Below are 13317 nucleotides of genomic sequence, written 5' to 3'. Positions count from 1 at the left end.
GCGCCAAATGCAGCTCGCCTCGCCCAAACGGGAAATGCTGGTCAGTGAAGCGCTGAGTGGCATTTTTTTATCGCTGTTGGTGTTGTGGGCGTTTGCTGCTCTTAGATTGTCTTTTTGAAGGCGTCCCTGTCGCGTGCCTGGGCGTGGCGCCGGGCCTATCGCACGGACTCGGCCCGTGACCAGGGGCCTCGGTCCGCTGCGCGGACTGAATCCGTGCTCAACGGCCCGGCACCACGCCCAGGCACGCGACAGGGACTCATGATGAGGGAATGCAACGAGGGCTGATTGCCATCCGTGTTTTTCGAAACCGACTTTGGCAATGCGGTGGGTTGAGCTAGTGCCATTCGGCCATCGTGAACTCAACACAACAGAGTTGATGCAGCAAAGCGCATGACATCCGTCACCGGAAGACATTGCGAGCAGGAGGTTGGCGTGTAAAAGCCCCACCGGGCCGTTGAGCCGCGATTTAGCCCGCGAAGCGGGCCGAGGCCCCTGGTCATGGGCCGAGTCGCGGCGATAGGCCCGGTGGGGCTTTTACACGCCGACCTCCTGCGCCAAAAGAACTCCACACTACGCATGCCACAGACTACAACCGTGGCGTAAAAAAAGCCCCCACGCCGCGCCTTCGGCTTGCTGCCCCCCAAGGGGGCGTTTTTGCCTCGGGGCGGCCCGGCGGCAAAAAAGCCCCACGCCGCGCCTTACGGCTTACTGCCCCCCTCGGAGGCTTTTTGATATCCAACTGTCTCGAGTATGGAAAACCGGCACGCCGCCGCTAGTCGGCACCCCGCTTTTCGCGGTATGCTTCACTCCGCTGTCATGTTCGTCGCGGGAGAGAGCGGCCCACCACCAAGGTATAGGGTCGCCGCCGAAGGCGCAATTCGCCCGGAATCGCTCAGGTAACCCATACCGCGACGCATCAGTTTCCTCTCTGGCCTTGGGCCAAGGCAGGTCGCTGACACAGCACTCTGGAGAGACCTGGCGCCGCGGATTCCGTGCGTAGCCCAGGCGCCGAAGGTGCAAACCCGCACAACGCGGGGCAACTCTCAGGCAAAAGGACAGAGGGGCGGAAAATCCAGCTGGTTTCTGGCGCTTTCCGCATCCAGACCGGCATTCCGTAACCTCGAGGCGATGCCGCCACCCTGGAGCCTGTTCATGTCTGCTGTTCTTCAACGTACCCCCTTGGCCGAGACCCATGTCGCCGCTGGCGCGCGCATGGTCGATTTTGGCGGCTGGGATATGCCGTTGGCGTACGGATCGCAACTGGAAGAACACCACGCCGTGCGCCGCGACGCGGGCATGTTTGACGTGTCGCACATGTTGAATGCCGATGTCGCCGGTCCCCAGGCGACCGAATTTCTGCAGCGTCTGGTGGCCAACGATGTCGCCAAACTGACGGTGCCGGGCAAAGCGCTCTATACCTGCATGCTGAACCCCCAGGGCGGCATTGTGGACGATTTGATCGTCTATTTCTTTGCCGCGGATCAGTGGCGTGTGGTGGTCAATGCCGGCACGGCTGACAAAGACATCGCCTGGATGCGCCGCGTGGCGGCCGCCGGGCAGTTCGACGTGACGATTACTCCCCGCCGAGATCTCGCAATGGTGGCCGTGCAGGGTCCCAACGCCCGCGCCAAAGTCTGGGCTGCGCGTCCGGCATGGCAGGCTGCGACCGAGCCGTTGACTCCCTTCGTGGCTGCCGAGGTGGCCGACGACACCCTGGTGGCGCGTACCGGCTATACCGGCGAGGATGGTTTCGAAATCGTCCTGCCCGCCGCCGAGGTCGTGGCATTGTGGAACGATCTGGCCGCTCAGGGCGTGCGTCCCTGCGGTCTGGGTGCGCGCGACACGCTGCGCCTGGAGGCTGGCATGAATCTCTACGGCCAGGACATGGACGAATTGACCCAGCCGAATCAGGCAGGGCTGTCCTGGACCGTTTCTCTGAAAGACGCGGCGCGCCGTTTCGTTGGCCGCGATGCGTTGGAACAATTCGCAACGCCGTGCGCATTCGTGGGGCTCAAGCTCCAGGATCGCGGCGTGATGCGTGCCCATATGGCGGTGCGTACGCCGCAGGGCGCGGGCGAGCTCACCAGCGGCACTATGTCGCCGACCTTGGGCGTATCCGTGGGTTTTGCCCGCGTTCCTCTGGGCGTCGAGCCCGGTCAGACGGTCGAAGTCGAGATCCGCGGCAAATGGGTACCCGCCCTGGTAACCAAATTACCATTCGTGCGTCACGGCAAAGCCGTCGAACACTCGTAAACTGCCGCCATGCGCTGGCAGGGGTGCCGGCGCAGGCGCGACCCAATTTTTAGGAGCTTTTATGAGCCTGCCCACCGATCGTAAATACACTGAGTCCCATGAATGGGTGCTCGCCGAAGGCGACGTGTTCGTCGTCGGCATTACCGACAACGCCCAGGAGCAACTGGGCGATCTCGTCTTCGTTGGCGATGTCAACGTAGGCACCAAGCTCAAGGCTGGCGAGACCGCTGGCGTGGTCGAGTCGGTCAAGGCCGCCTCCGATATCTACGCCCCTGTGACGGGCGAGATCGTGGCCTTTAACGAAGCGCTGGAAAACACGCCGAACCTGATCAACGAATCGCCCTATACCGCCTGGATCTACAAAATCAAGCCGGACAACGCCGCTGACGCCGACAAGCTGTTGGACGCCGCCGGCTACGAAGCCGTCGCCAACGGCTGATCTGGTTGACGCCGCGCGGGCGCTGCGCCTGCGCGGCCATTTTTCTGTACCGAGACCTCTCATGTCGCGCGCCCTAGATACCCATTCCGATTTCATTCCTCGTCATATTGGTCCCTCGCAGGGGGATCAGGAAAAAATGCTCGCGGCCGTTGGCTGCGACAGTCTGAACACCTTGCTTGACGAGGTGGTGCCGCCCGCGATTCGCAGCCAGGCGCCTTTAGCGCTGCCTGCCTCGCGCAGCGAGCCCGATGTGCAGGCCGAGCTCAAGGCCATCGCCGGCCGCAACCGCATCTACCGCAATTACATCGGCCAGGGGTATTACGGCACGCACACGCCGAATGTGGTGTTGCGCAACGTGCTGGAGAATCCTGCTTGGTACACGGCGTATACGCCTTATCAGCCCGAGATCTCGCAAGGCCGTCTGGAAGCCCTGTTGAACTACCAGACCATGGTGGCTGATCTGACGGGCCTGGATATTTCCAATGCGTCGCTGCTGGACGAGGGGACAGCGGCTGCCGAGGCCATGACGCTGGCGCGCCGTGGTTCCAAATCGGCCAGCCCGGTGTTCTTTGTTTCGGCGCACTGCCATCCGCAAACGATCGAAGTCGTGCGCACGCGTGCCGAAGGTCTGGGTATCGAGATCGCCGTAGGCGATGAGGCGCAAGGTTTGCCGGAATGCTTTGGCGTATTGCTGCAGTATCCGCACAGCCTGGGCGCAGTCACGGACTATCGTGCGTTGGCCGAGGCCGCGCATGCACAAGGCGCCGTTGTCGCGTGCGCGACGGACTTGCTGGCGCTGGCGTTGTTGACACCGCCGGGCGAATGGGGCGCGGACATTGCAGTAGGTTCGTCGCAGCGCTTTGGGGTGCCGTTTGGTTTCGGCGGCCCGCACGCGGGCTTCATGGCCTGCAAAGACGCCTTCAAGCGCAATATGCCGGGCCGTTTGGTCGGCGTGTCGAAAGATGCGCAGGGCAATCCGGCATTGCGTCTGGCATTGCAGACGCGCGAACAGCATATCCGCCGCGAGAAAGCGACGTCGAATATTTGCACGGCGCAGGTGCTGCTGGCCGTGATGGCGGGCTTGTACGCCGTATGGCATGGTCCCGAGGGCATCCGTCGCATCGCCACGCGCGTGCAGCGCTACACGGCGATTTTGCGCACGGCGCTGACGCAATTGGGGATCAAGGTCGTCAACGACACGTTCTTTGACACGCTGCTGCTGGAAACGGGGGCGGCGACGCCCGCGTTGGTCGTGGCCGCAGAGTGCGAGCACATCAATCTGCGACGCGTCGATGGCGCACGCTTGTCGGTCTCGCTGGACGAGACGGTGACTGCCGCCGATTTACAGGCTTTGGTGAATGTCTTTGCCGCGGGTCTGGAAAAAGACGACGTGGCGCTGGACATCGACGCTTTGGACGCCAAGGCGGCTGGCGGGATTCCCGCGGCGGTGCAACGTAAGAGTGCGATTCTGTCGCACCCGGTGTTCTCCAGCGTGCAGTCCGAAACCGACATGCTGCGTTATCTGCGCAAGCTGTCCGACAAGGACCTGGCCCTGGATCGCAGCATGATTCCATTGGGTTCGTGCACGATGAAGCTGAACGCGACGGCCGAGATGATTCCGATCACGTGGCCGGAGTTTGCGCAGATCCATCCCTATGCGCCGGTGGATCAAAGCCAGGGCTATCGTGAATTGGTGCAGCGCCTGTCTGACGCGCTGTGCGAAATCACTGGATATGACGATATCAGCCTGCAGCCGAACTCGGGCGCGCAAGGAGAGTACGCGGGCTTGCTGGCAATCCGCGGTTATCACCGCGCCAATGGCCAATCGCAGCGCGATGTGTGTTTGATCCCGGCCTCGGCGCACGGCACCAATCCCGCATCCGCACAGTTGGTGGGAATGAGCGTGGTGGTGGTGGCCTCTGACGCCAATGGCAACGTCGATATCGCCGACTTGCGCGCGAAGGTCGAACAGGTGGGCGATCGTCTGGCTGCCTTGATGATCACCTATCCGTCGACCCACGGTGTGTTCGAAGAATCCATCACCGAGATTTGCGATCTGGTGCATCAGGCCGGCGGCCAGGTCTATCTGGACGGCGCCAACATGAACGCCATGGTCGGCGTCGCCCAGCCCGGGAAATTCGGTTCCGATGTCTCGCACCTGAACCTGCACAAGACGTTCTGCATTCCGCACGGCGGTGGCGGGCCCGGTGTCGGTCCGGTGGCCGTGCGTTCGCACTTGGCGCCGTATCTGCCGGGCGTGTTGAATGCGCAGGGCAAGCTGGATGGCGAAGCCGAAGTCGGCCCGGTGTCTGCTGCCCCGTTTGGTTCGGCCAGCATTTTGCCGATTTCGTTTGCCTACATTGCGCTGATGGGAGCCGACGGTCTGCGTAGCGCGACCGAGATGGCGATCCTGAATGCGAACTATCTGGCTGCACGGTTGCGTGATCATTATCCGGTGCTGTACACCGGCCGTAATGGCCGTGTCGCGCACGAATGCATTCTGGATGTGCGTCCGCTGAAGGATACGACTGGCATCAGCGCCGAGGACATCGCCAAACGCTTGATGGACTATGGTTTCCACGCGCCTACGATGAGCTTCCCCGTGGCAGGAACACTGATGGTCGAGCCGACCGAGTCCGAAGGCCTGGCAGAACTGGATCGCTTTATCGATGCCATGATCTCCATCCGTGAAGAGATCGCGCAAATCGAACGGGGTGAGCGTGATCGCGATGACAACGTGCTGAAGAACGCTCCGCACACGGCGCAGATGCTGTTGGCCGAAGAATGGCACCACGACTATCCGCGCCAGCAAGCCGCGTATCCGGTCGAGTCTCTGCGCGAGACCAAGTACTGGCCTCCTGTGGCGCGTGTGGATAACGCCTACGGTGATCGCAATCTGGTGTGCGCGTGTTTGCCTATCGAGGCGTATGCGTGACATCGTAGTGTGACGATGGCGCCGCGCAGATAGCGCGCGTCAACGTAAAAACGCCCGCCGATTGAATAGTCGGCGGGCGTTTTTGTTTGGCGATGCCGGCGGGGCCGGCATCATGTCAGTGCTTATTTACGAGGCGCTTCTTTTATCGTGTTGGTGAACATCGACACATTGGCCAGGAACATCTGTACTGTGAATTCCACATTGTCTTGGCCGACGCCGCCGTAGGCGTTGACGTCCATTTCCATCGTGGCGACTTTGTTGTCAGCGTCCCAGTAGGCGCGCGTCAGGCGGTTGGTTTGATTCCATTCGTTGAGCACGCGCATCGGCACGGGGTAAGGCGTGGCGACGGTGATGCGCATTTGCATGTCGGTGCACGAGGATTCGGTCTCGCAATCGTTGAACAGGATCTCGACGTTCTTGGCGCCTTCGTTGGTGCCATCGATCTTCAGCACGGGCGTGTCGTATTCCGTGGTGCCGAGTTCGTAGTCAAAGCCTATGTCACTGACCATTTGACCGATCTGAGCAGGATCCAGCGAATTCAGCAGGGTGTTTTCGGTTTCCTCGCCATACTCGTCGTCCTCGACACTGCTCAGCAGGGCGCCAAAAAGCTCGTCGGCGGGAACTTCTTCGCCATTCAGGTTGGCCTTGCCGTCGGCATAGTGGAACGTGCTCACGACATTGTCGCCATCGGTCTTGGCGATGCCGAACATCTCGGCCATGCCGGCCATGGAGGTTACCTGGTCGGCGGCTTCCTTGGCAGCGGCTGCCGCGTCTATTCCTTCACCTTGCAAGTACTGCGCGGCCAGGCCCTGCACCATGGGCTTGGACACCGAGACCTTCATGTCGATCAGCTTGACGGATTGCTGCAATAGTTGCTTGGCATCGTCTGGCAGTTCCTTGCCCGCAACCAGGCCGGCGGGTTTGGTCAGTTCGATGGCCAGGTTCAGGTTGCTCTGGCCTTTGGCGGTTTCCCATACGAAAGGATCGACGCGCATGGTCGGGTTGGCGGCCAGCAATTGGATAGCCTGGTTGACGAGTTCGATCGCCTGCGCGCCGTCCGCCGAGCTGTCTTCCGTACCGTTGGCGACCTTGGTCAGCATTTCGTTATAAAGATCGGACAGTGCTTTTGCGGCTTTGCCGTCGATCTTGTCGAATTTGATCGTGGCATGGCCCTTGCCGAAATCGCTGCCATTGACGGCGATCTGGCCGATTTTGTAATCGGCCGCGACGTTGATGGTGGTGTCTTGTTCGGCGATTTTTGCGGTGTAAGCCAGATCCTTCAGTTCGATCTTGGTCTTGACGGTTGCCGCGGGGGCCTGAGCCGCCTGTTCAGGCTGGGCCGGCTGTTCGGGTTGAGCCGGTGCCTGGCTTTCTGCGCTCGGATTCTGCGCGGCATTGGCTGCCTCGTCGGCGGCTTGGGCGGCTTCTTCGGCGGCTCGGGCGGCTTCTTCTTCAGCGTCCGATGTTTCGTCCGCGTAGGGATCCAGCGGCTCTTCGATCTCGATCATGATGTTATCGAATTTGGCGCCGGAGCTGCCTACGCCAAAGCCGAATTTGCCCTGCTGGCTATCGACGTCCATCGTCATGCCGGTGATGTTCGCATTGACCTTCCGGCCTTCGTCGTCCTCGGTCAATTGCAGAGCCAGTTGGTTGATCTTGCCGGTGCCGACAGCGTGTTTGGTGGCGCGTACAAAGCTGCCTTCGAATTGGGCGCCGCTGAACTTGACGGACTGGTCCGTTTGCGGAGCGTACTCGATAGGGGCGATCGTGGCCGTGCCGACGCCGTCGCCGTTGTAAGACAAGATCGTGTCACCGACCAGCGGCGAGACGCCCTTGGTCAGTTCGAACAAGGGCTTGACGAGATCATTTGAGGCGACTTCGCTATGAACGAAAGCCAGCTTGGGCAGCCATTGGCCACGGGCCAAGGCACCTTTGGGGAAGGGGCCGTGTTCAATGCGGCCGACAATTTCCACCATGCCTTTGGGCGGCGTTTCTTCGCCTGGGACTTTAGTCAGCTGGATGCCATAACGGACGTCGCTGCTGAAAAAATGGCGGTCGTAGGAAATCTGACTGATCGTGACGCCAAAGCCTGTACCGCCCAATGCGCTGGCCAACTCTTTGTTGAGTTCCGTCAGGCGCACAGGCTCTTCAGTTTGGATGCGCTTGCCGGTGTACCACGTGGCGCCGAGCCAGCCCGCAACTGCGATGACGACCACGCCCGTCGTGATCCCTACTACCTTTTTCATTTTTTCGTCCATTTATTGTTTGCATGCTGCCGGGACGGCGATGGTGCGCCGTCCCGGCAGGAGCGATACTCGCCCGCGGTGAGTATAACGAGGTGTAGTCAGCGCGTTCTGAGAACTACATTACAAGTCGTGTCTAGGGTAAACAAATAACATCTGGCCTGACTACAGGGATCTCGCCGACGACGGTAAGAGATCGGCAGGGAGCATAGCGAAGGGATTTTGGGGCAACGAGGCCACTGTAGGTGCTGGAATCGAAGATGTACAGGGGGCACAGCCTGCTTTGATGCCCCCAATTCGGACCCGCGGAACACGCGGGCGCGATCCTGTCGATGTTGACGCAATCCGTTTTTGTTTAAAGCGGGTCCAGGGGATAAATCGGGCGTCGCACGTGTTTGAATTCCAATTGGCTGTAGTCGGAGGTAGTGACGCCCACCCCGGTGCATTCGATGATGTCGGTCGCCAGATCGGAAAAGCCGGCTCGCCAGTGAACGCGGCTTTTCAGGACCACATAGTTTTTCTGCAGGGGGTCTATGCCCGCCGAGAGCAGGCAGTTGATGTCAAAAGGTTCCTGGTGGCGCGAGATCAGGACGACTTCGACATTGCCGGTGTCGAAGACGACGGTGAGTCCGGTGTCGTTGCGTACGCCGCGATACATGGGGCCGCGGTTCAGGTAGACGCCGTCAAAGATCAGCTTGACGCGACCGGTGACAGACAGGGTCCGGCTTTGCTGTTTGAGCGCGGGCATGGGCATTTTGCCGCCCAGGTTCAAAGTGATCTCGGTACCTACCCCGGCGGCGGCGGCTTGTTGGGCGGCTTCGGGGTCGCACAGCGCATAGAAGGCCACGTTTTTCAGGTCCTGGCGCAGGATCTCGGCGAGGACTTCGGTGGTGTCCATCGTGCCGCCCGAGCCCGTATTGTCAAAATGATCCAGCAAGACGACAGGGCCTTGTGCGATGGCCTTTGCGCGGGTGATGGCCGGAGCCAGGGGCTCGCAGTGAAAGACCCATTGTTCGCGTGCGTTCCAGGCTGTGTCCAGCAACTCGTCGCGATAACGTTCGGCGGCAGGCAGGTCGCCGTCGGTGCAGATGACGGCGCTCAGGCCCGCCTCGCGAATGTCTGCGTGGGGAAAACCGACAAATACAGAAGCCGCGAGAACGCTATCCTGCGATTCCAGTGCTTCGCAGCGTTGCTGCAGGGATTTGTTCGGCTCGGCATGGGTGCCCTGGCACATGATGTGCGGCAGCATCGGTTTGTTGGCCCATGTCATCACGGGGCGAATTTCGCCTTTCAGCGTGCGTGCAATCGTATCGGCCGCGCGAACGCCCGCGGCGCGAATGTCAACGTGGGGGTAGGTATGAAATCCGGTGACGACGGTGGCGTGGCGCACGATGTCGTCGTAGATGTTGGCATGCATATCCAGCGTGACGCCCACAGGCGTGTCAGGGTCGATCTCGCGCAGGCGGCGCAGCAGATTGCCCTCTGCGTCTTCTACGCCCTCTGCCACCATCGCGCCGTGCAGATCGAGCAGGATGGCGTCGTAGCCGCCGCGTCTGACCTCATCCAGGATGAGTTCGCACAAGCGCGCGTAAGTGTCTGCATCAGTGGGGGCGCTGGGCCACGATTCCGCGGCGACGGGGATGGTGATCTCGGCGCCTTCGCGGCGTGCGACCTCTATATAGCCTCCCAGGCCGCTATCGGTGTTTTCGTAGGCGCGAACGGCGCGCTCGCCCGCCAGGATCTCGGGGCTGCCGCGAAAGAATCGCTCGAGCGGCGTGGGCACAGGAGAAAAGGTATTGGTTTCATGCTTGATCATTGCCAGTAGCCAACGCATGTCGAAGTCCTTATTAACCTATCAATGAAGAGAGAGTCGAAGTCGGTGAGAGAGATCGCAAAGCCGGAAAACCGCTATGCTCATCGGCCGTCATCGTCACGCAGCGGCCAGAGGCCGGAAATGCTGAAAATCCCATCCGCGCCCGGGCGCAGCATCGATCAGGGCGCGGGTGTAATCGTGTGTTGGCTGCGTGAGCACGGTTTCTGCTGCGCCCGTTTCTACGACTTGCCCGCGTTGCATGACCAGGATCGTGTCGCAGATTTGCGCCGCGACTCGCAGGTCGTGCGTAATGAACAACACGCCTACGCCGGTGCGTTGGCGGATTTGTTCCAGCAAGCCTAATACTTGGGCCTGCACCGAGACATCCAATGCCGAGACGGCCTCGTCGGCAACGAGGACTTCGGGTTCCATCACCAAGGCGCGGGCGATGCAGATGCGCTGCCGTTGTCCGCCGGAAAACTGGTGGGGATAGCGATCCATGGCCTCAGCATCGAGCCCGACGACGCGCAATGTGTCGACGGCCTTTGCAGTAGCCTGATCGCGTGGGGTGCCGAAATTCAGCAGGCCCTCGATAATGGATTCGCCAACTTTGCGGCGTGGATTCAGCGAGCGATAAGGATCCTGAAAAACGATCTGAATACGCTGGCGTACCGGTCTGAGCGCAGTGCCCGATAACGCGGCGATATCGTCGTTGCCCATCAATACTTTGCCTGTCGTGGGCTCGATCAAGCGCATGATGCAACGCGCGACGGTGGATTTGCCGGAACCGGATTCGCCCACGATACCCAGGATCTCGCCCTTGTGCAGTACCAGATTGACGTCTTGCGCGGCGGGCACTTGGCGCAGGCCGCCGGACCAGAATGAACGTTTGTCGATGTAGGTGCGCCCGAGTCCCTGCACCCGCAATACCGGATCGCCCGTCGGCGCGTCGCGACGCAATGGGACCAGGCTGGGCACGGACGATACCAAGCGGCGGGTATAGCTTTGTTCGGGGCGCGCCAGAATATCGTCGCGTGTACCGGACTCGATCAGATCGCCTCGATTCATGACCACAATGCGGTCGGCGATTTCTGCGACGACGCCAAAATCATGCGTGATGAACAAGACCGCGGTCTGGTGTTCGGTCTGCAGTTCTTTGATCAGTGCGAGGATTTGTTTTTGCGTGGTGACATCCAGAGCCGTGGTCGGCTCGTCGGCGATCAGCAGGCGAGGCTCCAGAATGAGCGCCATTGCGATGACGATACGCTGGCGCTGACCGCCAGAGAGTTGATGCGGGTACGAGTCATAAATGCGCTCGACGTCTGGCAGATGTACCGAACGGAACATGTTCAGTACTTTCTCGCGCCGCTCGGCACGCGACAGCCGGCGATGCAGCCGCAGAACCTCATCGACCTGGCGGCCCACGGTGTGTACGGGGTTGAGCGCGGTCATGGGCTCTTGAAACACCATGGCCATACGGGTGGCGCGCATCTCGCGCAAACGCTGCGGCGTTGCGCTGAGGACGTCCTCGCCTTCGACGCGAATGGCGCCGCTGGGTTTGAGCGCGCCGGGCGGCAGCAACCCCATGACGGCCAATGAACTGACCGATTTGCCCGATCCTGATTCGCCGACTACGCAGACGGTTTCGCCTGCACGCACATCCAGGCTCAGATTGCGGACGACCTGTTTGTCAGTGCCGGCAACCGTCACGGACAGGTTGCGAATGGCCAGGACCGCGTCCGAGGTGTCTCCGGCAGGGGGGTACGGGGAATAGGGCATGACGTTAGATCCTGCGTACCATTTTGGGGTCGAGTGCGTCGCGCAACGCATCACCCAGAATGTTGACACTGAGCACCGTGAGCGACAGAAACAGGCCGGGGAACAGAATCAGGCCAGGCAGCATTCGAAAGTACATGCGACCCTCGGACATGATGTTGCCCCAGGACGGAATTTCCGGCGGAATGCCTGCCCCCAGAAAACTGAGAATGGCCTCTGTCAGCATGGCCGAGGCGAATACGTAGGTACCTTGCACGGTGAGCGGAGCAATCGTGCTGGGCACCATATGGCGCCACAACAGCAGCGGCAATGGTGTGCCCAGCGCCAGCGCAGCCTCGACGTAGGGCTCGCCGCGTACGCTGAGAATCTGGCCGCGTACGAGGCGTACGACGCGAGGAATTTCTGGAATGGTGACGGCCACCAGGACCGTGGTCAGACTCGCGCCGGTGACGGCGACCAACGAGATCGCCAGCAAGATTCCCGGGATCGCCATGATCGCGTCCATGACGCGCATGATGAATCCGTCCAATCGACGGAACCAGCCTGCGAGCAGGCCGATGATCAAGCCCAGGGCGACACTGATGACCGCGGCGCCCAGGCCGGTGATGAGCGAGACGCGTGCGCCGTACACGATGCGGGACCAGAGATCACGGCCAAACGCGTCTGTTCCCAGCAAGGTTTCGGTAAAGGGCCGTTTGAGCCGCTGGCCAGGGTCCAGGGCAGTCGGGTCGACTGTCCCTAGCCAAGGAGCCAACAGCGCGGCCGCCGTGATGATGAGCAGAATCGCCAGCGCCAGCAGCACAGGCCAGCTTTTGAATCCCTGCCGCACGCGATGCCATGCCGTGGATCGTGGCGCTATGTCGGGTGCCTGAACGGCAGGGGCGGCGACGTTGGGCGGGGTGGCCATGGTCAGTACCTGATGCGCGGGTCGAACAGCGTATAGGCGCAATCGACGACCAGATTGATGAACACATATACAAAGGCAAAGAACAGCGTCAGCCCTTGAATGACCGGATAATCGCGCGCCAACACCGCCTCGACCACCAGACGTCCCAGGCCAGGGATGTTAAACACCGACTCCGTGACGACGACGCCACTGATCAACAAGGCAATGCCCACGCCGATCACCGTGGCGATGGGTACGGCCGCATTGCGTAGCGCATGTCCCAGCAATACGCCGGTTTCGCCCAAGCCTTTTGCGCGTGCAGTGCGGATGAAGTCTTCGCCCATGACTTCGATGACGCTGGTGCGGGTGATGCGCGCAATCAGTGCAATGTAGATGGTAGAAAGCGCCAGCGCAGGCAAAATCAACCGATGGAGAAAGGGCCAGAAACCGCTGGATAAGGGCGTATAGCCTTGCACCTTGAACCAGTTCAGTTCGATCGCGAAGCCCCAGATCAAGAGATACCCTGTCACGAAGACCGGCACGGAAAAACCCAATACGGAAAATCCCATGACCATGCGGTCGAGCAAGCGGCCCTGTTTCCAGGCGGCCAGAATGCCCAGCGGCAGCGCCACGATCAGCGTGAACACCAGTGTCAGCACAGCGAGGCTGAGCGAGGGTTCCAGACGTTGCCCGATCAACTGCCGTACAGGCACGCCCGACATCAATGACGTGCCGAAATCGCCCTGTACGAGGCGGCCGGCCCAAAGAAAGAACTGTTTGAACAGCGGTTGATCCAGCCCCATCACCTGGCGTATCTGCTCGATGCGTTCGGGCGTGGCCCCGTCGCCGGCCATGATGACAGCCGGATCGCCAGGACTCAGACGCAAGATGGCAAAGACGACCACGGCAACCAGGATGAGTACCGGAATGGTGGCCAGGAGTCGGCGCAGAATAAAAGCCAGCATGACGGGG

At 61.0% G+C, this 13317-nt stretch carries 8 protein-coding genes and 2 riboswitches; of the genes, 3 read left to right on the top strand and 5 right to left on the bottom strand.

Going from position 1 to position 13317, the window contains the following annotated elements; all coding sequences use genetic code 11:
- Positions 1 to 816 precede the first annotated feature (816 nt).
- Positions 817 to 919: riboswitch (glycine riboswitch) on the top strand.
- 36 nt (positions 920 to 955) lie between these two features.
- Positions 956 to 1069: riboswitch (glycine riboswitch) on the top strand.
- An 83-nt stretch (positions 1070 to 1152) separates the two neighbouring features.
- The 3 genes from gcvT (at position 1153) to gcvP (ending at position 5627) form a co-directional block, all read left to right on the top strand.
- On the top strand, positions 1153 to 2253 hold the full coding sequence (gene gcvT / locus CAL20_RS22315; protein ID WP_094823289.1) for a glycine cleavage system aminomethyltransferase GcvT: 1101 nt from the start codon (positions 1153 to 1155) through the stop codon (positions 2251 to 2253).
- A gap of 61 nt (positions 2254 to 2314) precedes the next feature.
- Complete coding sequence (gene gcvH / locus CAL20_RS22310; protein ID WP_094839041.1) at positions 2315 to 2692, top strand: glycine cleavage system protein GcvH; 378 nt, start codon at positions 2315 to 2317, stop codon at positions 2690 to 2692.
- 61 nt (positions 2693 to 2753) lie between these two features.
- Positions 2754 to 5627 (top strand): aminomethyl-transferring glycine dehydrogenase, encoded by a 2874-nt coding sequence (gene gcvP / locus CAL20_RS22305; RefSeq protein ID WP_094839040.1) that lies wholly within the window; start codon positions 2754 to 2756, stop codon positions 5625 to 5627.
- A 122-nt stretch (positions 5628 to 5749) separates the two neighbouring features.
- Here the strand turns inward: gcvP and CAL20_RS22300 are convergent, their stop codons facing one another.
- From CAL20_RS22300 to CAL20_RS22280, 5 genes are all read right to left on the bottom strand, one after another.
- A complete protein-coding gene (locus CAL20_RS22300) occupies positions 5750 to 7873 on the bottom strand; it encodes a DUF945 family protein (RefSeq protein ID WP_179266722.1) in 2124 nt (707 codons plus the stop codon).
- A 352-nt stretch (positions 7874 to 8225) separates the two neighbouring features.
- Positions 8226 to 9704, bottom strand: a complete 1479-nt coding sequence (locus tag CAL20_RS22295; protein ID WP_094839038.1) for a M81 family metallopeptidase — start codon at positions 9702 to 9704, stop codon at positions 8226 to 8228.
- 96 nt (positions 9705 to 9800) lie between these two features.
- Positions 9801 to 11462: an ABC transporter ATP-binding protein gene (locus CAL20_RS22290; protein WP_094839037.1), complete on the bottom strand. Its 1662-nt coding sequence runs from the start codon at positions 11460 to 11462 to the stop codon at positions 9801 to 9803.
- Between the two features lie 4 nt (positions 11463 to 11466).
- On the bottom strand, positions 11467 to 12366 hold the full coding sequence (locus CAL20_RS22285) for an ABC transporter permease (protein WP_094839036.1): 900 nt from the start codon (positions 12364 to 12366) through the stop codon (positions 11467 to 11469).
- Between the two features lie 2 nt (positions 12367 to 12368).
- Complete coding sequence (locus tag CAL20_RS22280; protein WP_094823282.1) at positions 12369 to 13310, bottom strand: ABC transporter permease; 942 nt, start codon at positions 13308 to 13310, stop codon at positions 12369 to 12371.
- Between the last annotated feature and the right edge of the window lie 7 nt (positions 13311 to 13317).

The sequence above is a fragment of the Bordetella genomosp. 4 genome, from assembly GCF_002261185.1.
Lineage (GTDB): Bacteria > Pseudomonadota > Gammaproteobacteria > Burkholderiales > Burkholderiaceae_B > Bordetella_A.
Note: the sequence above shows the minus strand (reverse complement) of the source record. Positions and strands in the feature narration are given on the sequence as shown.